The sequence below is a fragment of the Gorillibacterium timonense genome (genome assembly GCF_001457415.1).
GTDB classification, from domain to species: domain Bacteria; phylum Bacillota; class Bacilli; order Paenibacillales; family NBRC-103111; genus Gorillibacterium; species Gorillibacterium timonense.
Genome location: NZ_LN881724.1, coordinates 1,563,527 through 1,585,321, shown reverse-complemented (window position 1 = coordinate 1,585,321; position 21,795 = coordinate 1,563,527). Strand labels below are relative to the sequence as shown.

The 21,795-nt window shown below is 53.6% G+C and carries 24 protein-coding genes and 1 tRNA gene; all 25 read right to left on the bottom strand.

The features are described 5' to 3' along the window. Positions 1–114: 114 nt before the first annotated feature. The gene (locus BN2684_RS19845; RefSeq protein ID WP_058303835.1) at positions 115–2,121 is read right to left on the bottom strand and encodes a methyl-accepting chemotaxis protein; all 2,007 of its coding nucleotides are present in this window, start codon (positions 2,119–2,121) and stop codon (positions 115–117) included. Positions 2,122–2,527: 406 nt separating this feature from the next. After that, positions 2,528–2,905: a chorismate mutase gene (gene aroH, locus BN2684_RS19840; RefSeq protein WP_058303834.1), complete on the bottom strand. Its 378-nt coding sequence runs from the start codon at positions 2,903–2,905 to the stop codon at positions 2,528–2,530. Between the two features lie 2 nt (positions 2,906–2,907). Continuing rightward, positions 2,908–4,002, bottom strand: a complete 1,095-nt coding sequence (aroB, locus tag BN2684_RS19835) for a 3-dehydroquinate synthase (protein ID WP_058303833.1) — start codon at positions 4,000–4,002, stop codon at positions 2,908–2,910. 1 nt (position 4,003) lies between these two features. Next, positions 4,004–5,167, bottom strand: a complete 1,164-nt coding sequence (gene aroC, locus BN2684_RS19830) for a chorismate synthase (protein WP_058304647.1) — start codon at positions 5,165–5,167, stop codon at positions 4,004–4,006. A gap of 402 nt (positions 5,168–5,569) precedes the next feature. Continuing rightward, positions 5,570–5,779: a hypothetical protein gene (locus BN2684_RS19825; RefSeq protein ID WP_058303832.1), complete on the bottom strand. Its 210-nt coding sequence runs from the start codon at positions 5,777–5,779 to the stop codon at positions 5,570–5,572. An 82-nt stretch (positions 5,780–5,861) separates the two neighbouring features. After that, positions 5,862–6,647: a CheR family methyltransferase gene (locus BN2684_RS19820; RefSeq protein ID WP_058303831.1), complete on the bottom strand. Its 786-nt coding sequence runs from the start codon at positions 6,645–6,647 to the stop codon at positions 5,862–5,864. 29 nt (positions 6,648–6,676) lie between these two features. Beyond that, on the bottom strand, positions 6,677–7,120 hold the full coding sequence (ndk, locus tag BN2684_RS19815) for a nucleoside-diphosphate kinase (RefSeq protein WP_058303830.1): 444 nt from the start codon (positions 7,118–7,120) through the stop codon (positions 6,677–6,679). A gap of 62 nt (positions 7,121–7,182) precedes the next feature. Then, positions 7,183–8,157, bottom strand: coding sequence for a polyprenyl synthetase family protein (locus tag BN2684_RS19810; protein ID WP_058303829.1), 975 nt, complete (start codon positions 8,155–8,157; stop codon positions 7,183–7,185). 4 nt (positions 8,158–8,161) lie between these two features. Beyond that, on the bottom strand, positions 8,162–9,010 hold the full coding sequence (locus BN2684_RS19805) for a menaquinone biosynthetic enzyme MqnA/MqnD family protein (protein ID WP_058303828.1): 849 nt from the start codon (positions 9,008–9,010) through the stop codon (positions 8,162–8,164). A 2-nt stretch (positions 9,011–9,012) separates the two neighbouring features. Next, positions 9,013–9,606 carry a UbiX family flavin prenyltransferase gene (locus tag BN2684_RS19800; RefSeq protein WP_058303827.1) on the bottom strand — a complete coding sequence of 198 codons (594 nt, stop codon included), beginning with the start codon at positions 9,604–9,606 and terminating at the stop codon, positions 9,013–9,015. Then, positions 9,603–10,475, bottom strand: coding sequence for a UbiA-like polyprenyltransferase (locus BN2684_RS19795; protein WP_058303826.1), 873 nt, complete (start codon positions 10,473–10,475; stop codon positions 9,603–9,605). Before BN2684_RS19795 ends, BN2684_RS19800 begins: the two co-directional genes overlap by 4 nt. Before the next feature lie 24 nt (positions 10,476–10,499). Beyond that, a complete protein-coding gene (locus BN2684_RS19790) occupies positions 10,500–11,219 on the bottom strand; it encodes a demethylmenaquinone methyltransferase (protein WP_082652196.1) in 720 nt (239 codons plus the stop codon). 10 nt (positions 11,220–11,229) lie between these two features. Further along, positions 11,230–12,093: a heptaprenyl diphosphate synthase component 1 gene (locus BN2684_RS19785; RefSeq protein ID WP_058303824.1), complete on the bottom strand. Its 864-nt coding sequence runs from the start codon at positions 12,091–12,093 to the stop codon at positions 11,230–11,232. A gap of 115 nt (positions 12,094–12,208) precedes the next feature. Further along, complete coding sequence (locus BN2684_RS19780) at positions 12,209–12,736, bottom strand: hypothetical protein (RefSeq protein WP_058303823.1); 528 nt, start codon at positions 12,734–12,736, stop codon at positions 12,209–12,211. A 71-nt stretch (positions 12,737–12,807) separates the two neighbouring features. Beyond that, positions 12,808–13,068 carry a trp RNA-binding attenuation protein MtrB gene (gene mtrB / locus BN2684_RS19775; protein WP_187385803.1) on the bottom strand — a complete coding sequence of 87 codons (261 nt, stop codon included), beginning with the start codon at positions 13,066–13,068 and terminating at the stop codon, positions 12,808–12,810. Positions 13,069–13,152: 84 nt separating this feature from the next. Further along, positions 13,153–13,229, bottom strand: a tRNA-Pro gene (locus tag BN2684_RS19770). A 215-nt stretch (positions 13,230–13,444) separates the two neighbouring features. Then, on the bottom strand, positions 13,445–13,717 hold the full coding sequence (locus BN2684_RS19765) for an HU family DNA-binding protein (RefSeq protein WP_058303822.1): 273 nt from the start codon (positions 13,715–13,717) through the stop codon (positions 13,445–13,447). 426 nt (positions 13,718–14,143) lie between these two features. Then, entirely contained in the window at positions 14,144–15,622 is a 1,479-nt protein-coding gene (spoIVA, locus tag BN2684_RS19760; RefSeq protein WP_058303821.1) for a stage IV sporulation protein A, read from the bottom strand. Positions 15,623–16,043: 421 nt separating this feature from the next. Next, entirely contained in the window at positions 16,044–16,391 is a 348-nt protein-coding gene (locus tag BN2684_RS19755; RefSeq protein WP_058303820.1) for a 2Fe-2S iron-sulfur cluster-binding protein, read from the bottom strand. A gap of 134 nt (positions 16,392–16,525) precedes the next feature. Further along, complete coding sequence (locus tag BN2684_RS19750; protein WP_058303819.1) at positions 16,526–16,807, bottom strand: stage VI sporulation protein F; 282 nt, start codon at positions 16,805–16,807, stop codon at positions 16,526–16,528. Between the two features lie 82 nt (positions 16,808–16,889). Beyond that, positions 16,890–17,945 carry an NAD(P)H-dependent glycerol-3-phosphate dehydrogenase gene (locus BN2684_RS19745; RefSeq protein ID WP_058303818.1) on the bottom strand — a complete coding sequence of 352 codons (1,056 nt, stop codon included), beginning with the start codon at positions 17,943–17,945 and terminating at the stop codon, positions 16,890–16,892. Positions 17,946–17,980: 35 nt separating this feature from the next. After that, on the bottom strand, positions 17,981–18,568 hold the full coding sequence (plsY, locus tag BN2684_RS19740) for a glycerol-3-phosphate 1-O-acyltransferase PlsY (protein WP_058303817.1): 588 nt from the start codon (positions 18,566–18,568) through the stop codon (positions 17,981–17,983). Between the two features lie 12 nt (positions 18,569–18,580). After that, positions 18,581–19,903: a ribosome biogenesis GTPase Der gene (gene der, locus BN2684_RS19735; RefSeq protein ID WP_058303816.1), complete on the bottom strand. Its 1,323-nt coding sequence runs from the start codon at positions 19,901–19,903 to the stop codon at positions 18,581–18,583. 142 nt (positions 19,904–20,045) lie between these two features. After that, the gene (locus BN2684_RS19730; protein WP_058303815.1) at positions 20,046–20,672 is read right to left on the bottom strand and encodes a hypothetical protein; all 627 of its coding nucleotides are present in this window, start codon (positions 20,670–20,672) and stop codon (positions 20,046–20,048) included. 66 nt (positions 20,673–20,738) lie between these two features. Continuing rightward, on the bottom strand, positions 20,739–21,788 hold the full coding sequence (gene fni / locus BN2684_RS19725) for a type 2 isopentenyl-diphosphate Delta-isomerase (RefSeq protein WP_058303814.1): 1,050 nt from the start codon (positions 21,786–21,788) through the stop codon (positions 20,739–20,741). Positions 21,789–21,795: the final 7 nt, after the last annotated feature.

Here is a 21,795-nt window from a genome sequence, read left to right as displayed (position 1 = left end):
TGGTCTGTATGGCTTCCGTCCCTTATCAGCGTACTTGTCCAAACAAAAACCGTTCTCTTCAGCGGAGGGAACGGTTTTTGGGATTCAATGGATGGCATGAAGTGCCTATCGATCTCACAGCTTAAACTGGGAAACAGACTCGGACAGACGCAGCGATATTTGTTTGGCTTTCTCGGCCATTTCAACAATGCCACCCGACAAATCCGATACGCTTGAGGTTTTATCTGCGATTGCGGAAGCGGAGTCCGCTCCATGATTGACCGCTTGTGATATTTCACTAATGGCGCTCACCATGCTCTGAATCGATGCCAGGAGTTCCTCGGAAGTAGCCCCGAAGTCCATTACCGCATCATTCATACTCTGAGATTGTTCACTAACCTGTTCGCTGGAATTAACAATATTCCCATAATCCACGATGACCCGCTTGTCAATAAATCCGATAATCTGGTTGGAGGATTCCGCAAGTCGTTGGACCGCATCCAAAACAGAACTTGAAATGACTTGAATTCGTTCAGCCGTGACTTTCGAATGCTCGGCTAACTTGCGAATTTCACCCGACACCACAGAAAACCCTCTGCCAGCTTCACCGGCGCGAGCGGCTTCAATCGAGGCATTGAGCGCCAGCAAGTTCGTCTGAGCGGCAATGTCCAATATCGTTTGCGACAGCTCCGTCACTTGGTAAACCGCATTCGATTCGCTAATCGCCTGCTCTAGGACCGCTTTTTCCCTTATGTAAATATCGGATGTTTCCTGATAAGAGGAGGTAGAGTCATTCCGCATGCGTGATGCAAGCTCATAAGCCTCCTGAACAACAACCGTACTGTCCTGCGCCTTGGTCGCAATCGATTCCGCAGATTTCTCGATCTCCTCCAACGTTGCATTCATTTGTTCCGTAGACGCCGCACTTTCTTCCATGCCCGAGGAAATCTCTTGTGTTGTTGCACTAATCTTCCCCATATCCTGATTCAAATGCTCCACATTCACATTAATGCCCACAAGTACATCATTAACAGCTGCAGACTCTTCGGCGACCTGTGCCAAAATATGTCTTATCGAACCTTGCATTTGGGCCATAGAACGAATCAGATCGCCCGTTTCATATTTCGTCTTCAACAAGGAATCCGAAATCTCCGACGTAAAATCACCCGTTGCCAGAATTGAAAGCTGCTTGGATGCTTTCGTAAGCGGTCTGCAAATTCGAGTGGCGACCATATAAGTAACAATGGCTCCCAGAACAATAAAGATACTCGACAGCAACACCAGTAGATTCCTTTGCTTATGGGCATCGGCTACAATCTCACCCTTTGGTACGGTGATAAAAAGATCCCAGTTATATTCCGGTATGGCCGTTGAAACCAACATATATTCAATATTATCTTTCGTATACGTTCCTTTAACCGATTCTTCCTTTGTCATCTTTGAAGTCAAGTTACCCAGTTCAAGAAAGTCCGGCTCATCCTTCGCCTTCTCGATGGCATTCATCTGATCCAACACATACTGCTTATTGGGATGAGCAACAAAGGTTCCCGTTTTATTTACCAACCCAGCAAAGCCCGATTTCCCGTATTTAATATCACTGACCATATCGCTTAGCGCGTTTCCATCTCTTGAGGCGGTCAAGACTCCTACCACTTTGCCATCTTGCCTGATCGGTACAAAATATACCAAAATCACGGTCTTGTTCACGGCGCTGACTGCCGGACCTCCGATCAATTCTTTTCCGTTAAGCACTTGATTGTAGTTGTCGTCTTTGGCTAAGTTGGCCTTCGTACCATCCGTAAAAACAAGATTTCCATTCAAATCGCCAAGACCCATACGCAAATGTCCGCTACGTTTTGTTTCGTTCTTAAGCACATCCATTGCAAGATCAGGATTAGTCGAAAAATTCTGAACAATATGGATGTTCGCTATTGAATTCATAGAGTTAAAAACACTCGTTATTCGTGACTTGATCACCTTTGCCCCTTCATTGGCCATGTCGTTCATTGATTCCGTCGCTCGTCCAGTCAATGCTTTTGAGGATAATTGGAAGGACAATAATGTAATACATAGGATACTAAACAAAAGAATCAGGGAAAAGGTTACCATCATTTGTGTCTTAAGACTTTTAAGTTTGAACATATACCGTACTCCCTACTCCAAATTTTATGTTCTCTATCTTGATCATTCACATTCCATATGCTAGCTTATCCCCTCCCGTACTTACATTCTCATTAATAAAAATGGATTATGTAGTCACTTCTGCTGGCAGAAACAAGATGATAGGATGATCATCAAATTAGCCTTGGTAGCTTTAAGAAATTGAATGCTGCCCCCAGAGCAAAATATCATCTATCCCCCCTTCCATTTTCAACCACCCCATTTTCTTCTATACAGAATAGGACGTTTCTTTTAAGGGGTCAAGGTAGTCGTCTTCCAAACAAACCATTGTTCCAAATTGTATCAAACGCCAAAAAACCGTTCCCTCAACAGAGGAAACGGTTTTTACTCGATAACCTATACGAGATCAATAATCGCATCGATCCCCTTACTTCCCACTTCCTGCCACGATATCCGGCCGCAGCTTCTTCGCCTCGTTCATGTAAATATGCCGAATCTCCGCTTGGCTGCGCATCGTATTCACATGAACCATCAGCCGAATGCAGCGCGGCAGGCTCGGCTTGACCGGAATCTCCAGCGCGCACATGAGCGGGACGAGCTCCCAGCCGCTCAGCTGGCGGATGGCCATCGCCGGAAAAGCCGCCGTCAGATCGTCCGTCGTCGTCACGAAGACACTGCAGATGTCTTCCGGCACGACGTCGTTGGCATCCACTATGCTTTTGAGCAGCTCGGCGGTCGCCTTCAGGACTTCTTCCTTGTTATCCTGCTCGACCGTCGTCGCTCCTCGAATTCCCCTAACCCACATGGCTATTCCTCCTGCTTGAGCCCGTCAACGATTCGGCGAACCTGTTCTTTGGTTACTTGCTTGTTGATCTCGACTCTTCCGATATCGAGCGGGAGGATAAACGTCAGCTTGCCCTCCCGGAATTTCTTGTCATGCATCAAAGCCTCCATGATGGCGTCGGTGTCCAGCTCGCGTGGAATTGTAACCGGGCAGCCGATGCGCTTCAGAAGATCTCGGGTCGTATCGGTGATCGACTGGGAGCGCCCGAACTCCTCGGAGAGCTGTGCCGCCCCAACCATTCCGATTGAAATTGCTTCGCCATGCAGAAGGGTTCCATACCCCGCCACCGCCTCCAAAGCATGACCGATGGTGTGGCCCAGATTCAGAATCTCGCGAAGCCCGTTCTCGCGTTCATCCTGCGATACCACCTCGGCTTTAATCCTGCAAGCCTCAAACAGGGCCTTCTCCAAAGTCGGCGGGTCAAGAGCCAGGAGCGCATCGAGATGATCCGAGAACCATTCGACGTATTCCTTATCCAGGATCAACCCTTCCTTGATAACCTCGGCAAATCCAGCCCGAACATCCCGAGGAGGCAAGGTTTGCAGCAGAGCCGTATCATAGAGCACCAGCTCCGGCTGATGAAAAGCGCCGATTACGTTCTTGGCCAAGCGGTGATTGACCGCCACTTTCCCGCCGACGCTGCTGTCATGAGCCAGAATGGTCGTCGGAACCTGGACAAACCGAATACCGCGCATATAGCTGGCTGCGGCAAAACCGGCCAGATCGCCGACAACGCCGCCGCCGAGCGCCACGATGACCGAATTCCGGTCGAGGCCCGCTTCGAGTGCGACGCGAATGATTTCCTCCAGCATGGCGAGCGACTTGCTCGTTTCGCCGGCGGACACGATGAAATCGCAGGTCCGATAGCCTCCGGCCTCAAGCGCGGCTTTCAGCTTCTGCAGGTGAAAGGAAGCGACGTTATCGTCCGTCACGATGAGAAGCGGAGAGGAGGGCAAGATTCCCCTGTCCGACAAGTGCCGGGTTATCTGCTCCGAAATTCCTTGCCCGATTAAGATGGGATAAGAGCGTTCACCAAGGTCGACCGTCAATTTTCTCATATCAATACCGCTCCACTTGGGCTTTGTAGTTGGTAAGGTTCGCCGCGATTTCCTCCAGGGAGTCACCGCCGAATTTCTCCATAAAGGCATTGGCCACTTCCCAGGCGACTACATTCTCCATGATGACGGCCGCAGCCGGAACTGCACACGTATCGGAACGCTCGACTTGAGCGGAGAAGGCTTCCTTCGTATCGATATCGACGCTTAACAGCGGCTTATACAACGTCGATATCGGCTTCATGACCGCGCGCACGACGATGGGCTCGCCGGTTGTCATGCCGCCTTCCAGCCCTCCTGCCCGGTTGCTTTCACGATGAAAGCCCTTCTCCTCGCTATAGAGAATCGCGTCATGCACCTGGGACCCGCGTTTTTCTGCCGCTTCGAACCCGATGCCAAATTCCACGCCCTTGAAGGCTTGGATCGACAACACCGCTTGTGCGATCTTCCCGTCCAGCTTGCGATCCCACTGCACATGGCTGCCTAGGCCGACCGGAACTCCTTCCACTACGACCTCGACGACTCCTCCGAGCGTATCTCCGTCTTCCTTGGCTGCGTCGATGGCAGCGACCATACGCGCTTCAGCCGCTTTGTCCGTTACGCGAACAGGCGAATCCTCTGTAATGGCAGCAAGCTCTGCAGCCGTCAGAGAAGAGCGCTCAGCCGTCACATCGCCGATCCGGAGAACCTGACAGGCGATGGTGATGCCAAAGGAAGCGAGCAGCTGCTTCGCCACTCCGCCAACGGCGACTCGCATGGTCGTCTCCCGTGCGCTGGAACGCTCCAGAATGTTGCGCAGATCCTTCTGGTTGTATTTCAATCCGCCGTTCAAATCCGCATGGCCGGGACGGGGACGCAAAATTCTCCGTTTGCCTTCATTTTCTTCCGCGGCAGGCTCAGCGCCCATAATCTTCGTCCAATGCGTCCAGTCCTTATTCTCGACGACAAGAGCGACCGGAGCCCCCGTTGTTGTACCGTGACGAACCCCGCCTACAAGCTGAACGGTATCCTTCTCAATCTGCATCCGCAGTCCGCGGCCGTGGCCCTTCTGCCGACGACCCAGCTCTTCATTGATCGTTTCCGCAGCAAGCGGCAGATTGCTTGGCAGTCCTTCAATAATGGCCGTCAACTGCGGCCCGTGAGTTTCCCCCGCTGTCAAATAACGCAAATCGGCTCCCCCTCCGCATCCGGCAAAGATCTTTTTGCCGAAGGTATTCTCTATTCGTTCTTGATTTATCATTAGCGCTTTAGCGCTTTTATGCGCTAATTATAATATAGCTCTCTAGCTTTGACAAGAATATCCGAAGGATGTCAAGCCCTGCAGGCGTCGATTTCGTTTCGACCTCGAACGATTTCACTTTCTAAGCCTATGGATTCCGCAGCGTTTCCCACACCTACAATCGTACCGCTAGCCACACACCAGGGGTAACCATCTGGGTTTATCAAACTCGGGCCGTTCAGCTCGATGCAGGCGGATGCAGCAAAACCGCCGCAATCCACACGGCGGTTTCCACTGCTGTTGTATACCCGTCTTCCTGTTCCACAATCGCTAGAAACCGGCTGCTTCCCCCTAGAACCGGATGGACCCATTCCGCACACTACCGGCTCGGCCTCTGTTTCTACTGAGAATCGCACTCCGATCAGCCGGGGTAACCGACCGGTCCGGCTCGCCGCTGACCAAACCGAGCAGAGACTCCGACTCGATCCCAAGAATCTGAGCGCATTGCTCCCGAGTCAAGATTCCTTGGCGATACGCGCCGATGATCAACCGTTTATCCATGGCTTGCCTCCCGCTTGGTTTTCTCTAGCGTTAACCGGAAGCGTGCGCTCTATTCCATATTAAGCGGATTTGCCCGTTGGCCCTATTCGATTTTACGGTAAAAGAACGTATCCGCAAGCTCAAACTTGTAGCGGGAAGGGGTGAATATTTGCTCGGTGCTGCCCACGAACAGCAAGCCTCCCGGGCGAAGCGCCTCCGAGAATTTCTGATACAGCTTGTCCTTGGCCTCTTCCGTAAAATAGATCATCACATTGCGGCAAACAATGAGGTCGAAGGACGTATCGAATTTATCTGCAAGCAGATCCTGTTTCTTGTAGGCGATATGGTTCTTCAACTCCGGGGAAATATGATACAGAATCCCTTCCTTCTGAAAATAGCGCTTCAGAAAGTCCGGAGGAACATCGCGGATGGAGCGGTCCAGATAGATGCCCTGTTTGGCTTTGGCCAAAACGCCTTCATCCAGATCGGTCGCCAGGATGCTATTTCCCGCCAGAAGGCCCAACTCATTCATGATCATAGCCAGCGTATAAGGTTCTTCCCCCGTCGAGCAAGCGGCGCTCCACACCTTCAAGCGTTTGCCGCTCCCGGCGAGCTCGCGAAAAAAGCGATCCTTCAGCACCGACCAGCGGTTCGGGTTGCGCCAGAATTCGGATACGTTGATCGTCATCCGGTCCAAAAATTCGTCCAGCAGATTCTTATCCTTGGTAAGCGCTGAAAAGTAAGCATCAAAACTTGAAAACCCCAGCTTCATTCGAAGCGTGGTCAAACGCCGCTTCATTTGTGCTTCCTTGTACAGGGTAAGATCTATTCCTGTCAGCTCTTTGATGCTCTTAACAAAACGCGTAAAATCGAGATCCCCGTTCTCCATTCTGCTCCCCCCACCGACGGTCTACCCGGCTAAACCCAAATTGAAATGACTTTCTCATAGTTCAGAAGCTCTTCATCCCGGAAAAAGATACCGATCTCCCGCACTGCGCTTTCTTCCGAGTCGGACCCGTGAATCAAATTAAAATTTTTATGTACGGCATAATCGCCGCGAATGGTTCCCGGCGCAGCCTCCAGAGCATCCGTCTTCCCCATCATGGAACGACACAGAGGAATGACGCGTTCGCCTTCCCACACCATGGCAAAAACAGGTCCGGACGTGATAAAGCCGACGAGGGTTTCAAAAAAGGGCTTTCCTACATGCTCGGCATAATGCCTTTCCGCCGTCTCACGGCTCATATGCATCAGTTTAGCTCCGACCATCCGAAATCCCTTCACTTCGAATCGACTTACGATTTCTCCTATGAGGCCGCGCTGCACCCCATCCGGTTTGACCATTAAAAATGTGCGTTCCATCTCATTCACCTTCTTCTCTGGAATAGGTGGATCGGGTCTGAATGAAACGTGTTCCTTATGAATCAGTACGAGCGTTCCCCCACGAAATGAGCGACACCGATCAGATCGCGGCGGGCTTGAATGTCGGGCAATCGGTCCAAATGGCGAATCGCCTTGTCAATATAGCGGTCTGCCAGTTGTTCGGCTTCATGGAGACCGGCGCTGCCACGGACGAGATCCAAAAACCGGGAGACATCCGTCTGTCCGTCCGCTTGACGAATCCGTTCGATTTCGTCAAGCAGCGGCTTTCGCAGCTGCGGCTCGCGGAGCGCATACAACACCGGAAGCGTCAGGTTTCCCTGCTTGATGTCGCTGCCGGGAGGCTTGCCGATCTGTTCCTCCGTGCCGCTCAGATCAAGCAGGTCGTCGCGGATTTGGAAAGCCATGCCCACGTTGAACCCAAAGGAATACAACCGCTCCGCCGTTTCCTTGGAGGCCCCGGCAGCGAGCGCGCCAAGCTGGCAGCTCACCGCGATGAGCAGGGCCGTCTTGCGCTTAATGCGGAGCAGATAATCCCGAACGGTCTGCTCCGTGTGGAAAAAGAAGCGTACCTGCTCCATTTCCCCGATGCTCATCTGTACGATCGCCCGGGACATGATCCGGTGGATCTCCGGATTTTCGAGCTCGGTGATGACCCCGAGTGCTTTGCCGAAGATGTAATCGCCCGTGTACATGGCGATCCGGTTATCCCATTTAGAGCGGACGGTGAGCTGCCCGCGCCGAGTATCGGCATCGTCAATGACATCGTCATGAACGAGAGAGGCCATGTGGATCAGCTCCAGGGGGACGGCGACTTTCTTCATCTGCTCCAGCGTGTAAGTCCCAAATTCTCCGGAGAGCAAGACGAATACGGGCCGAATCCGCTTTCCCCCTGCCTTCAATAGATGCACGGATGCCTCTCTCAGCAGGATATGATCGGAATAAACGCTCTTTTCCAGTTCTTTTTCAATCGCATTCAAATCTTTTTTTACGCGTGAGTAAATGTCGATAAGCTTCATGGATTCACCTGTAGGACGGAATGTCTTGCCATAAGCGGATGGCGGCGGGGCGGTTAAGCAGCCCGAGTTCATACGCGAAGTCATAATACAGCTGCAGGCCCTTTCTTTGTTCCTCTCCAAAATCGAAGGAGAGCCCGCCAAAGTAGGAGCGCCAATACGCTTCGCTGCCCCCGACGGTTTGGACGGCATGCCGGATCATCTCTTCCGGTTGTGCAAGGCCTTGACGCTTGCTCTCAAGAAAAGCGCGGTACACATCCGAGAGCAGCTCTGGGTGACGCTCTGCGGCATCTTCGCGCACGGCCCAAACCGCGAAGGACATCCACCTGCCGGTCCACTCCCTCCACAGCTCACCGAGATCGGTAACCTCAAAATCCGAGTTGCTCCAGTCCGCTCGTATAGCGTCGTCCCCGATTAAGAGAGCGGCATCCTCGTCTGGACGCATGCTCGACAGCCGCGCTTCGTCAAACCGGTAGACGGGATTTCCTGCGAAGCGTTTGGCCATCAGGATTTTGAGAAGATTGACCGATGCAGCGGACGTATTCGCCAGCATGATCCGGCCTCCCGCTGCGATCTCCGTAAGAGGCTTCTTATGGAAGAGCAGAATGGAGTTCACCCGGCCGAAGGCGCTTACGGATAAATCCGGAAACAACAAGTATTCCTCAGCATGCTCCCCATACGCGAATGAAGAGATCGGCCCCATGTCGATGCGGCCCTCCGCCATCGCGCGGTTCAAGGTGGAAGGCACCTCGGTGTGCAATTCGATGCGGCCCGCAAAGCGATCTGCGGGAAAATGGTGAAAGATCGGCCAGACATTGGTGTAGAGAATCCTACCGATCCGCAAGGTCTGTGTCATCGCTAAGCCTCTCCCCATCTTCGGTATAAGTCATGTTCGATCTTCATCGAATCCAGAACCCGACCGACCATGAAATCGGTCAGTTCTTCGAGAGAAGACGGCTGCTGATAAAAAGCCGGCATCGCCGGTATGATCGCCACCCCAAGCCGGGCGAGACGAAGCATATTTTCCAAATGAATGACGGATAAGGGCGTTTCTCTCGGAACGAGGAGCAGCTTGCGGTTTTCCTTCAGCATAACATCGGCCGCCCGTTCCAGCAAATTCCCGGAGGCACCGTGAGCGATACCCGAGAGCGTACCCATGGAGCAGGGAAGCACGACCATACCTTCCGTACGGAAAGAACCGCTCGCAATGCTCGCCCCGATATCCTGAATGGGATGATAAACCAGATTGGCATATCCCTCCGAGAACTGTCCGTTCAAGGTTTCCTTTCGCTTTGCCGCGTTCCAGCCCAACTCGTCATGCAGCACCCGCCAGCCGGCGTCCGTCACGACCAAGTGAACCGTGTAATCCGCTTGAAGCAGATAACGCACAAGCTTGACCCCATAGATGGCCCCACTGGCCCCCGTCATTCCGACAACCCATCGCTTGCTCATAGGTATCGGACCGCCGTATCCACCAGAGTGAAGGCGAACACCACGCAGCTGAGAGCGCCATTCATGGTAAAGAAGGCCGTGTTCGCCCGAGAGAGATCGTTTTCGTTAACAATCGCGTGCTCGTAAAAAAGAATTCCATAGGAGATGAGAATCCCCGCAAAATACCACCAGCTTAAGTCAGCCAAGAAAAAGAGGCTCGTGAGACCGATCGCTGTGAGAAAATGACAAACCTTTGCGATCCAAAGCGATTTCCTGACCCCGAAGCGAGCCGGGATCGATTTCAGTCCTTCCTTGAGGTCGAAGTCGACGTCCTGGCAGGCGTAGATAATATCGAAGCCCGTCGTCCACAATGCGATGGAGAGATAAAAGATAAGCGAAGTCCAGCTTCCCTGCCCCGTTACCGCTAACCAGCCTCCCGCCGGTGCCAACGCAATGGTGAGCCCAAGAAACAAATGACACAGCCAGGTGATTCGTTTCGTATAAGAATAAGCGACCAGCATGAACACCGCTACTGGCAGAAGCTTGACGGCTAACGGACTGAGATGGCTCGTAGCCAAGAACAGAAGGGCAAAGGAACCGACGACGAAAATCATCACTTCCTTGAAGGAGAGCAGCCCGGCCGGGATCGCTCTTCCTGCGGTTCGGGGATTCTTCTTGTCGATGGTCCGGTCGATGATCCGATTGAGCCCCATCGCGGCGCTGCGCGCCCCGACCATCGCCAAGGTGATCCAGCCGATCTCCGGCCAGGAGGGCAGTCTTCCCAGCATGACAACCGAACCGAGAACGGCGCCCATATAAGCAAAGGGCAAGGCGAACAGGGTATGTTCAAATTTGATCATTTCCAGAAAAATCTTAAACTTTCTCAGCATGAAGGTCCCTCGGATCTACGGATTCTATTTCGATTGATTCTTGGCACCGATGTGCAGAGCGGCTATTCCGCCTGTCAGCGGATAGGCTTCCACTTGCACCAGTCCGGTTCCGCGGAACATAGCCGCCAGCTCGCGGTGATCGGGAAATTGAATCAACGATTCGGGAAGCCACCTGTATTCCTCATAACGCTTGGCAATCAGCTTGCCGAGCAGCGGCAGCACTTTACGGAAGTAGAAATAATAGAGGGCTTTGAACGGCTGCCAGGTCGGTTTGGACAATTCCAGGCAGACGACGCGGCCTCCCGGCTTCACCACTCGCTGCATCTCCAGCAGCACCTGCTCGATATCCGGGACATTTCGCAGGCCGAAGCCGATCGTCACGAGATCAAACAGGTTGTCTGCGAAAGGAAGCTGCATCGCATTGCCTTGAATCAGCTCAATCCGATCGGACAAGCCTGCTTCCCGCACCTTTTCCTGCCCGATATCGAGCATGTTTTGACTGAAATCAAGGCCAACGATGCGCCCGGTTCCGCTCGCTTCCGCAAGGGAAATGGTCCAATCGCAGGTTCCGCAGCACAAGTCGAGAGCGGAAGCTCCCGGGTGGATCGCCAGCTTGTCCATCGTGAATTTGCGCCAATAGCGGTGGCGCTGAAAGCTCAGGATATCATTCATCCGATCATACTTAGGAGCGATGCTCTCAAATACGGAATGTACAAACTCTTCTTTGGGCTTAACGGGCTTCAAAGCGTTCACCTCAACGTTCCTCCAGAATTCGGGGCTTGCCGATGTACCGGTTCAGTACATCAGTCAAGGGCTGCAGCTCCTGAAGCAAGCGTTCGGAGCTCAGCTCGCGCAGCTTCGCCGATAGCTGTTCCAGCTGCTCCTCCAGCATCCGCTGAAGCTGTGCACCCGCTTTGTATTTCAAGAGCAGCGAGCGCAGCTTGGATGAATCTGCCCCCCCATTTTTCAACAGTTTCCGGTCCTCTCGGCTGCCGTGGTCGAGGATATGCCAATACGCCCAGCTTTCCGGGATGTCCTTGTCGTCCTTTAGCCGGTTCATTTCGGCATTCAGCACTTCAAATCGGGCTACCCCGTGTACAAGATCAGTCATGGCGCGCTTCGCCCACTCGGGTAGCAATCCGGCTAGAGACAGGAACATGTGGGATTTGATCTGAACCAGGTCGTGTATGTAGTCTTCCGCTGTAATCTTCATCTGCTTGATTCCGGTATAGAAATTGAGCTTCAGCCGATTGATTTCGCAGACGGATGCAGCCAGCAGGCGTACGGCTGTGACTTCTCCTGCCTCGGCAAGCAGGTTGTAGTAGCGCGAGCTGAAATAATCGCCGGCGAGCACCTTGAGCTGCCTGGAACGGGCTTCGGGCTTCGTCTTGGCGGTATTATGCTCCGGCACTTGGTCATGCGTATCCAGCCCCATCTGAACGATGGCGGTTACCAGGGAGTACAGCTCGCTGTTCTTGGAAGCGAGGTCCGTTTCATTTAGAAAGGCGTACAGGAGCCGAACACGAAACTCCGGAAAATCCGGCAGATCCGTATAGGTCTGAATGACATCGTATTCGGTGTAGCGTTTAACCTGCTTTTCGATGTGGGTAATGGTCATCCTGCTCCTCCGGGCGTCGCCACAAATTCGTTCTCAGTTCCGACACATAATTATAACATAATGCGAAAGGAATCGCACTTTCGAAGCGAGATGAGCCCCTTTCGGCAGGCCCTCCTCAGTCCGACAGCATGCTGCGCCAGCGTTCCGTTTCCGTCAGCCTGCAGCGCGTTTCAAGAAACCGTTTGAGCTGCTCCGTACTCCCAACCTGCTTCTTGCTAAAACGAATTTCGTCCTCCCTGCGGGCATCGGCCGCGAGCAGGAGAGGCGCTTGAGCGGACGATCCGAGCTTCTTGCCATAGACTCGAATGCGCACCTCTTCTACATTGGTCGTATCCTCCAAGCCGTGGCGGATCAAGCGATACAGGTCCGAATAGACCGCCGCTACATCGACTGCAGAAGGAGCATTGAAATCGACAGTCAGCATCGGCGCTTCCCAAGCAACATGGCGCAAGTTGAGATAGAACGGCAAGGCTTCGAGATGATCGACGAGATTGGAGGAGGACAAATAGCGTGAAGTTGCCTCTGTTCCAGCGGATGCAGGACGGCTTTCGCTCTCCGAATCGATACGGGGCAGCATGGATAATCCGATTCCGATCGCCGCAGATAGAAGGGTTATGATGGCAAACCGGGTAATCCCATTCATGAGGATTCACTCCCGAAAAAACGTTTTACCTCATTGTACAAACAAAAAAAGCGGGCTATTCCGCTTTTTTGTCAATCGTTCGATTCGACTGTCCCGTGACGTGTAAGAATGGTCGCCTTTCCGCGAACCTTAATGGCAGAAGTATGCTCGGTGAACTGGGCGATCATCACTTCGCCCTTGTCCAGCTTCTCCGTGTGATGAAAGCGAGTATCCTGCCCGCGCGTCAGGCCGATGACATGAACGCCATTTTCTTTGGCCTTGATCACGACATATTCAAATTCCTTCGGTTCCACTTCCGGTTCGCCCTCTTCCTCATCGTTCTCAGCCTTCATCATGAGGGAAAACAGGCTGGAAGTCAAACCCGCTGGCGTTCATAAAAATAGGAAAAGGACATCGTCATGACGATGTCCTTCTCATGGTCGGAGTAACACGATTTGAACGTGCGACCTCACCCACCCCAAGGGTGCGCGCTACCAGACTGCGCTATACCCCGACACTCTGAATTCGCTGCCTTTTTGGGCCGCAAGAAAGAGTTTATAACATCGACGCACGTATGTCAACAGCTATTTCTTCTCCCCCCTTTGATAAAAAAACGTGCGCTCCGAAGAGCCGCACGGTTTTTTGGGTGGTGATGAATGAAGGTTCGATAACGATAGTCAACGTATGTATGACCGAAGTTGATCCGAACCTGCTTCGATCCGAAAGAGATTAACGAAGGCCCTCTCTCAGCGTCTTGCCAGCTTTGAAGGATGCGACCTTGCTCGCTTCGATATCGATTTCTTCCCCGGTTTGCGGGTTGCGACCTTTGCGGGCGGAACGTTCACGAACTTCAAAGTTACCGAAGCCGACGAGTTGAACCTTGTCACCAGCTTGAAGAGCTTCCGTGATGGCTTCGAATACGGCTTCTACCGCCTTGGTAGCGTCTTTTTTGGACAGCTCGGACGATTCCGCGACTTTCGTGATCAAATCCGTTTTATTCATGTCATTCACCTCCTTAAGGATGAAGAAGTACCTATCAATCTGTCTTCACGTTTTCGTAACTAAATATACGTAAATCCGCGAAAATTCCTTAATAAGCCTCGCTTTTAGGAACAAATTTATAGTAATACACCACCGAGGCAATTTCAAGTGTCCACCTTCCCAAAATGGCCTTAACCGCCCAGCTTTTTCCTTTTGATCAATCTTTTGTACTCCCGAAGAGGCAAGTGCGTGGAAAAAGGATCATAGACTCTCCCGGAGTCCATCCGTCAAGCCGAAATAACTTTAGTTAAATCAACGAGCTCTAACTGATTTTGTAAAACCATACCCATGAGCAACGAACTTGCATGTGATGAAAAATGCTCTCCATCCTGCGTCTAAACAAACAAGCTCTGCAGCCTGAGCCGCAGAGCCAGTAACAAAGCTATTTTATAGGATGATGGCGATGAGACCGCCGGAGCCTTCATTGATGATTCGTCCGAGCGTTTCCTGCAGCTTGTAGCGGGCGTTGTCCGGCATCATCGCGAGCTTGCCCTGGATGCCTTCCCGGACGATGGAGTGAAGCGAACGCCCGAAGATATCGGAATCCCAAATTTTAAGCGGATTTTCCTCAAAATCCTGCATGAGGTAGCGCACCAGTTCCTCGCTTTGCTTTTCGGTTCCGATGATCGGGGAGAATTCCGACTCCACATCAACGCGGATCATATGAATCGAAGGGGCGGTCGCCTTCAGTTTCACCCCGAACCGTGGGCCTTGGCGGATCAGCTCAGGCTCATCGAGCGCCATCTCCGCCAGCGTCGGCGGAGCGATGCCGTAGCCCGTCGTCTTGACCATCTCCAGCGCTTCGGCGAATTGGTCGTACTCGCGCTTGGCATGGGTGAACTCCTGCATGAGCTGCAGCAGATGGTCCTTGCCGCGGATTTCAACACCGACCACTTCCATCAGGATCTGATCGTAGAGCTCATCCGGGGCATACAAATCGATTTCCGCTACCCCCTGCCCCATGTTCATATCCGCGAGGGCTGCCCGGTCAATGAAGTCGTACGCCGAGAAGTGGCTGACTACGCGATCCACATCGCGGAGGCGGCGGATATCCTGGACGGTGTCGCGCACGGAGTTTTCAAAGCTGTTGCGCAGCCAGTGATTCTCCTTCAGCACCATCACCCAGCTCGGCAGGTTGACGTTTACTTCATGAACCGGGAATTCATACAGGACCTCGCGCAGAACCGACATAACTTCATCCTCGCCCATCGTGGCGGCGCTCAGCGCCATAACGGGGATGTCGTATTTGGCGGACAGCTCGCCTCGCAGCTCCTGGGCGGCTTCGCCGTTCGGCTTAGCGGAGTTGATGATCAGAATGAACGGTTTGCCAACCTCCTTCAATTCGGCTACAACCCGTTCTTCGGCGAGAACGTAAGAGGAGCGGGGAATTTCGGAGATCGTTCCGTCTGTCGTCACCACGACTCCCAAGGTGGAATGCTCTTGAATCACCTTGCGGGTTCCAATCTCGGCCGCCTCCTCGAAAGGAATCGGCTCCTCAAACCAAGGGGTATTGATCATCCGCGGACCGTTCTCGTCCTCGTACCCCTTAGCGCCTTCTACTGCGTATCCAACGCAATCCACCAGCCGGACATTCACGTTCAGCCCTTCGGCAACCGTGATCTGTACCGCGTTGTTCGGTACGAATTTCGGTTCGGTTGTCATGATAGTTCGTCCAGCCGCACTTTGGGGCAGTTCATCGATGGCACGGAGCCGGTCCGCTTCATTCCGGATGTTCGGCAGCACTCCCGCTTCCATGAAGCGTTTGATGAAGGTGGATTTGCCGGTGCGTACGGCCCCCACGACCCCCAGGTAGATATCCCCGCCGGTTCGTTCTGCGATGTCCTTAAAGATATCAACTTTCTCCAATTGAGATCTCCTCCTACAGGTTGATGTAACGAAGCAAGCGGAAGCCTGCGAACCATAAGGTAAGAACCGGTCCGAAGCGGGAATGACTTCGGCCATGGAACGGTTCCATGGGACGGCTCGTCACGCGACCACACTCGTACAATCCTTTATACTGGTAAAAATATATGTGCCTGTTCATAGAATATGCCAGCAAATCTGAAACTCGGCTTATAGAATCCGGCGGAAGACGGAGAGGAGTTCGGCAAAAGAAAGCCAATTCCCTCAAGCGGCTTAAATTGAACAACAAAAAAACCTGTTACCTTCCTCCTAAGGAGAATGGAAGGCGAACAGGTTTTCATTATACATGCTAGGCAACTCTTTCAATCTGGCAATCGATTCCGCCAGAGACTCGCCAAAGTATCAACAGAGACTCACCAAAGAATTACCAGAGGGTGTCTTCTTCCTTCTGCTTGGCCAGTTGAGCGCGGATCGCCGCTTTCAGCGGATCCTCCGGAACTTGGACCGTGACATCTCCTTGAACACGAGCCTGACAAGCGAGTCGAATACCGCGGCTCGTCTGGGAGCCTAGCTTTTGCTGCTCCGCCCTGCCGAGCGGGGACAGGCCGCTTTGATCCTCCGCCGTTACCTTGCACATGAGACAGCCGGCGACACCCGCACAGCGCGTTCGAATGGTAACATTGCCCTTGCGTGCCGCTTCCAACAAGGAGGTCCCGGGACGGACCTCCACTACCACATCCATCGGTTCGAAATGCACACGATGCATCGTCATATGCGGTTTTCCTTTCTATAGAACGGTTTTCCGTGAGAGAAAGCTTCCTCCAAAGGAACGGGGATGCCTGTCCCACTCGTCATTGAAAAAGAACCGGCTCCCAGGGGAGTCCGGTCGAACCGCACAGAGCTGCGTTATTTTTTCTTTGCAAGGATCTTCATCAAGGAATCAAGGCCCAAATTCATTTTTCCGCCCGTTCCTTTGACAGCCTGAATGATTTCCTTCGTCGTTTCCTCCGACACGGGAACATTCACCATGGCCGATACTTGCTTAATCAGCTTGCGCAGCTGCTGCTCGTCTTGAGTCGTGCTCGGCGTTACGCCATCCGCTATCGATTTGATATCCTTTTCCGTGACGCTTTTGCCCGTTTTATTCTTCACCAGGTTCAGCACGTCTTTGGAAACGTTCTTGCCCATGCCCCTACCTCCTCCGTAGTCGACCGACTATGGTATGGTATGAGCTGTTTCCTCCGCTCGTGTGGGCTAGGAATGCGAGGTTTTAGGTATCCTCGCCTTGAATCCAGTTGGATGCGGCAGCTTGGGCAACTTCTTCGATCTCATGCTTGCGGACACGTCCCATCAGATCCTCCACCGCTTCCTTCGGGTTTTTGGCTTCAAATAAAACGGCGTAAAGCGCATCCGTTATCGGCATGGGAACGTTCATGGAGCGAGCCAATGTATATGCCGAACGAGTCGTCTTCACGCCTTCGACGACCATGCCCATATGCTCCAGCACCTCTGCGAGCGGCTTGCCCTGTCCGAGCAGATATCCGGCGTTCCAGTTCCGGCTGTGCCGGCTCGTGCAGGTTACGATCAGGTCGCCGATCCCGGCTAGACCGGCAAAGGTCAGCGGGTTCGCCTCCAACTCCACGCCAAGACGGCCGATTTCAGCCAGTCCCCTCGTCATGAGCGCCGCTTTGGCATTGTCGCCGAAGCCAAGCCCGTCCGACATGCCGACTCCGAGGGCAATGATGTTTTTCAGAGCTCCGCCGATTTCGACTCCGGTTACATCCGGGTTGGTGTAGACGCGAAAATAGCCGCTCATGAACAAATCCTGCGCCTCTTCAGCCGCGCTCGTGTCTTCTGCAGCCACAACGACCGTCGTCGGGCAGTGCAGTATCACTTCCTCGGCGTGACTTGGACCGGACAGGACGACGATGCGGGCCGGGTCATAGGAAGGAATTTCTTCCGATATGACCCGGGTCATCCGCTTAAGCGATTCCGGCTCAAAGCCTTTTGTGGCGTGAATGAGCAAGGTCTGCGGTTCGAGATGGCGGCCAACATGGGCAGCCACATCACGCATGGCGGAGGAAGGAGCCGCGAGAACCGCAGCCTCGGCGTTCTTGAGTGCTTCCTGCATGGAGGAAGTCGCTTGGATCCGGTCGGACAAAATGACCTTTGGAAGGAATTTACCGTTCGTATGGTCGTTGTTGATCTCATCGACCTGCTTCTGGTTTCTGGACCAGATGACAACCTCATGTCCGTTGTCCGCCAGAACCGAAGCCAGGGCGGTTCCCCAGCTTCCTGCAACCAATACTGCAACTTTCCTCGACAATCTGCATCCTCCTTTTCCCGAGCAATCCGTTATGGCTACCGTTTAGCGCCTAATTTGTTTTCCTTCCTCTGCCACAGCCGTACGATGTTCGAGCGATGACGATAAAAGGCGAAGACCATGATCAACAGGCTGCACCAGATCAGCTCAGGCTCGGCATTGGACAACAGGAGAAAGATCGGCGTTAGAAAAGTGAAGATGAGCGCTCCTAGCGATACATAACGAGTGATCGCAATCGATAGAATCGCAAAAATTCCTGCGAACAGCGCAGGCCAAAAGCATAGGGTCGCCAGAACGCCGATGGTCGACGCGATGCCCTTGCCGCCTTTAAATCGAAAAAACACCGGCCAGTTGTGGCCGATGATGACGGCGAGACCGCAGAGGATTTCAATCCAGATCTGATCACCGCCGAGGAGGCGGCCGATCCAAACGGCCGCAATCCCCTTCATCACGTCCAATGCGAGAACGAGAAAACCGGGTCCCTTGCCGAGAACCCGCAAAGTATTCGTCGCACCTGCATTGCCGCTCCCGTGCTGGCGAATGTCAATCCCCTTCAACTTGCCGATCAGTACGCTGAAGCTGATGGAGCCGAGAAGATAACTGATCAAAATGGCAACAACCTGCATGGTGACCGTCTCCTATTCGTCCGCCGCTTTTCTGCGCGTGATGAGCCTAAGCGGCGTCCCTTCGAAATTAAAGGCTTCCCGCAGCCGATTTTCCAAAAACCGGGTATACGAGAAGTGCATGAGCTCGGGATCGTTGACAAAAAGCACGATGGTCGGCGGCTTCACCGTCACCTGAGTAGCATAATTGATCCGCAGCCTTCTTCCTTTGTCCGTCGGGGGAGGCGTTACGGATACCGCATCGTTCACGACATCGTTCAGCACCGAGGTGGGGATCCGCATCGCGTGATGTTCCGCTACTTCTGTTATGACCGGCGTCAGCTTGTGCAGACGCTGCTTCGTCTTGGCGGAGAGGAACACGACAGGCGCATACGACATGAAGAGGAAATGATCGCGAATCGTCTGCGTGAACCGCTGCATCGTCTTGTCGTCCTTCTCGACGATGTCCCATTTGTTCACCACAAATAGGCAAGCCTTGCCGGCTTCATGTGCGAAGCCCGCGATGTGCTTGTCCTGCTCGATGATACCTTCCTCGCCGTTCAGCACCACGAGTACGACGTCCGCGCGCTCGATCGCTTTCATCGCCCGCATGACGCTGTACTTCTCGACATTCTCATAAACCTTGCCGCGTTTGCGCATCCCTGCCGTATCGATGAGGACAAATTTCTGTCCATCTCGTTCAAACGGAGAATCGATCGCATCCCGGGTCGTTCCGGCCACGGGACTTACGATCACTCGGTCTTCGCCGAGAATCGCATTGACCAGAGAGGATTTACCTACGTTCGGGCGTCCGATGAGCGCAACGCGAATCACTTCGTCTCCGTAAGGATCTTCCTCTTCCTCTGGAAAATGCTTGACGGTTTCCTCCAACAGATCGCCGATGCCGATTCCGTGGGCTCCGGATATCGGGATCGGATCACCGAATCCGAGGCTGTAGAACTCGTAAATGCTTTCTTGCAGCTTGATATTGTCGGTTTTATTGACCGCAACGATGACGGGCTTGCCGGAGCGGTACAACAGCTGTCCGACTTCTTCATCAGCAGGGGTCAGCCCTGCCTTCGCGTCTACCATAAAGATGATGACGTCCGCTTCCTCGATCGCCAGCTCGGCTTGAACGCGGATGGACTTAAGCATTTCATCCTCTCCGTCGATCTCGATGCCGCCGGTATCAATGACGCTGAATGGCCGATCCAGCCATTCCCCCGTCCCGTACAGCCGATCCCGGGTGATGCCCGGGCGGTCTTCGACGATGGCCAGCCGATCCCCGACCAATCGGTTGAAGATCGTCGACTTGCCCACATTCGGGCGGCCGACAATGGCAATAACGGGTTTTGCCATGGGGTTCACTCCTGTCCATTAAATTACACACCATGATGATTATCCTACTAAACCCGCTCGAAGAGCAGGGGCAATCAATTGGCAAGCTTCATCATACCAAAATTGACCTAGCTTGGCTACTTTAGACTACCTCATGCTCCCACTAGCGAGCACCGCGTTCACGTGGAATTCGCCATTTTCCGCGTATTACGCGCCATAAGCCGATGTGAAGAATCGTGACTACCGATAGGATGCGGGCTGTCCAGAGCGTCATCCACCATTCGTCCCAGAATGCGCGGCCCGCCCATTCTCGCTCGGCATAAACCGGCAGCTCGACGATATTAATCAAGTCAAGCAGCAGCAAGGAGATCGTCATGACGGGGAGCTGATAATCCGGATTTCGCAGACACAAGCCGAGGATGCCGGCCAGCACCAAAGAGAAGTCGATCTCCGGTGTGGTCAGCACCATGGAAGGAGTAACCTCCGCCCACTCCCCCGTCAAATGTCCGGCGGCCGCCAGAAAGACTCCGGTGGATACAACTACAGCCCGTTCCAGCCCCGTTTTCAATCTCAGGAGATCATAGGTGACGAAGAGGAGCAGGATAAAGGCCGTTCCCCGGATCGTCAAGCCGGTAAAAGGAAAGTGCGAGAAGGAGAAGAGGGCGGCCAGACCGCAGAAAAGATAGACCTGGCGATGCCGCACCCCACCCGCTAAGACGCTCTCCCAGCCCGTCGTAAACAGGATTAGCGTAGCGATCAAATATACATACCCCAAAGCACCCGCATGCATGGAACCCTTCCGCCCCCTCTTCGGGTATCGGTGTATGAGAGTAGTATGATCGTTTTCCTGCTGTTTTTATCGGGCTCGTTCCGCAAATGTCCGAGTGTTGACATCGCGCTCCCGGCACCAATGGGCGGTTTCGCCGGAAATGACCGCAGGAACCTGCCATAGCTCCGGTATGCTCCTTGCTCCGAGAGCTGTCATCAGCAGGCGGATTCCTTCCTCGACGCGCCGAAGAAACGCGATCAGCCCCTCGGTTCCCTCCTGCTGGACGATGAACAGCAGATTTCCAGCCATTCCCGCCGCGCTTGCGCCGAGCAAAAGAGCTGTGACGATGTCGAGGCTCGTCCGCAAACCTCCGCTCGCCATCACATGCCCAGCAGGAAAACACGGCACCGTCTCGAGCAGGGAAACACTCGTCTTCAGCCCCCAGCCGTTCAACCAGTCGAGCGGAACCGGTCGGCGGGCATTCTCGATCGCGGCGAAATCCGTACCTCCGCGCCCCCCGACATCCACCATGCGGACGCCGAGATTAATAAGCCTCCGGGCCGTTTCCCGCGACATGCCGAAGCCAACCTCCTTGACCACGACCGGAACGCCTACATCCTTTACAATGGCCTCGATTCTCCGACAGGCGCCGCTGAAATCTCGGTCTCCTTCCGGCATGACGAGCTCCTGCATCGCATTTAAATGAAGCTGCAGAGCATTCGCTTCCAGCATGTCCACGGCTCGCTTCGCCTGCTCTACCGTCGCTTCGGTACCGAGGTTGGCAAACAGGATTCCATTCTGGTGAATCCTGCGCACCACCCGGTAGCTTTCTTCAACGGCAGGGTCCTTCAAGGCCGCCATCTGAGACCCCACGGCCATCGCCATCCCGCTCGCCGCTGCCGCTTCTGCCAGAGAGCGGTTGATGGCAACCGTCTCCTCGGCTCCGCCTGTCATCGCATTAACGACAATCGGCGAACTCAAGGTGAGTTCGCCGAATTGGGTAGCGAGAGATACGGAAGCAAGCGCCATCTCGGGCAGACCGGCGGGAATGGGAAGAATGTCTTGAAGACCATTCGACCCCTCCGGCTCCTGCTCCAATGTTAAGCGGATGTGCTCCATCTTGCGCGAAGTGCGCATATCTCTA

What these genes read in the sequence shown, in the direction of transcription:
- BN2684_RS19765 (WP_058303822.1), bottom strand. Translation starts at nt 13,717, where the DNA reads ATGAATAAAACGGATTTGATCACGAAAGTCGCGGAATCGTCCGAGCTG.
- BN2684_RS19800 (WP_058303827.1), bottom strand. Translation starts at nt 9,606, where the DNA reads ATGAGCAAGCGATGGGTTGTCGGAATGACGGGGGCCAGTGGGGCCATC.
- mtrB (WP_187385803.1), bottom strand. Translation starts at nt 13,068, where the DNA reads ATGAAGGCTGAGAACGATGAGGAAGAGGGCGAACCGGAAGTGGAACCG.
- BN2684_RS19795 (WP_058303826.1), bottom strand. Translation starts at nt 10,475, where the DNA reads ATGCTGAGAAAGTTTAAGATTTTTCTGGAAATGATCAAATTTGAACAT.
- aroH (WP_058303834.1), bottom strand. Translation starts at nt 2,905, where the DNA reads ATGTGGGTTAGGGGAATTCGAGGAGCGACGACGGTCGAGCAGGATAAC.
- fni (WP_058303814.1), bottom strand. Translation starts at nt 21,788, where the DNA reads ATGCGCACTTCGCGCAAGATGGAGCACATCCGCTTAACATTGGAGCAG.
- BN2684_RS19810 (WP_058303829.1), bottom strand. Translation starts at nt 8,157, where the DNA reads ATGAAGCTTATCGACATTTACTCACGCGTAAAAAAAGATTTGAATGCG.
- BN2684_RS19750 (WP_058303819.1), bottom strand. Translation starts at nt 16,807, where the DNA reads ATGGGCAAGAACGTTTCCAAAGACGTGCTGAACCTGGTGAAGAATAAA.
- ndk (WP_058303830.1), bottom strand. Translation starts at nt 7,120, where the DNA reads ATGGAACGCACATTTTTAATGGTCAAACCGGATGGGGTGCAGCGCGGC.
- BN2684_RS19755 (WP_058303820.1), bottom strand. Translation starts at nt 16,391, where the DNA reads ATGACGATGCATCGTGTGCATTTCGAACCGATGGATGTGGTAGTGGAG.
- BN2684_RS19845 (WP_058303835.1), bottom strand. Translation starts at nt 2,121, where the DNA reads ATGTTCAAACTTAAAAGTCTTAAGACACAAATGATGGTAACCTTTTCC.
- BN2684_RS19825 (WP_058303832.1), bottom strand. Translation starts at nt 5,779, where the DNA reads ATGGATAAACGGTTGATCATCGGCGCGTATCGCCAAGGAATCTTGACT.
- der (WP_058303816.1), bottom strand. Translation starts at nt 19,903, where the DNA reads ATGGCAAAACCCGTTATTGCCATTGTCGGCCGCCCGAATGTGGGCAAG.
- BN2684_RS19785 (WP_058303824.1), bottom strand. Translation starts at nt 12,093, where the DNA reads ATGACCATTACCCACATCGAAAAGCAGGTTAAACGCTACACCGAATAC.
- BN2684_RS19805 (WP_058303828.1), bottom strand. Translation starts at nt 9,010, where the DNA reads ATGACACAGACCTTGCGGATCGGTAGGATTCTCTACACCAATGTCTGG.
- plsY (WP_058303817.1), bottom strand. Translation starts at nt 18,568, where the DNA reads ATGCAGGTTGTTGCCATTTTGATCAGTTATCTTCTCGGCTCCATCAGC.
- BN2684_RS19820 (WP_058303831.1), bottom strand. Translation starts at nt 6,647, where the DNA reads ATGGAGAACGGGGATCTCGATTTTACGCGTTTTGTTAAGAGCATCAAA.
- aroB (WP_058303833.1), bottom strand. Translation starts at nt 4,002, where the DNA reads ATGAGAAAATTGACGGTCGACCTTGGTGAACGCTCTTATCCCATCTTA.
- BN2684_RS19780 (WP_058303823.1), bottom strand. Translation starts at nt 12,736, where the DNA reads ATGAATGGGATTACCCGGTTTGCCATCATAACCCTTCTATCTGCGGCG.
- BN2684_RS19730 (WP_058303815.1), bottom strand. Translation starts at nt 20,672, where the DNA reads ATGCATGCGGGTGCTTTGGGGTATGTATATTTGATCGCTACGCTAATC.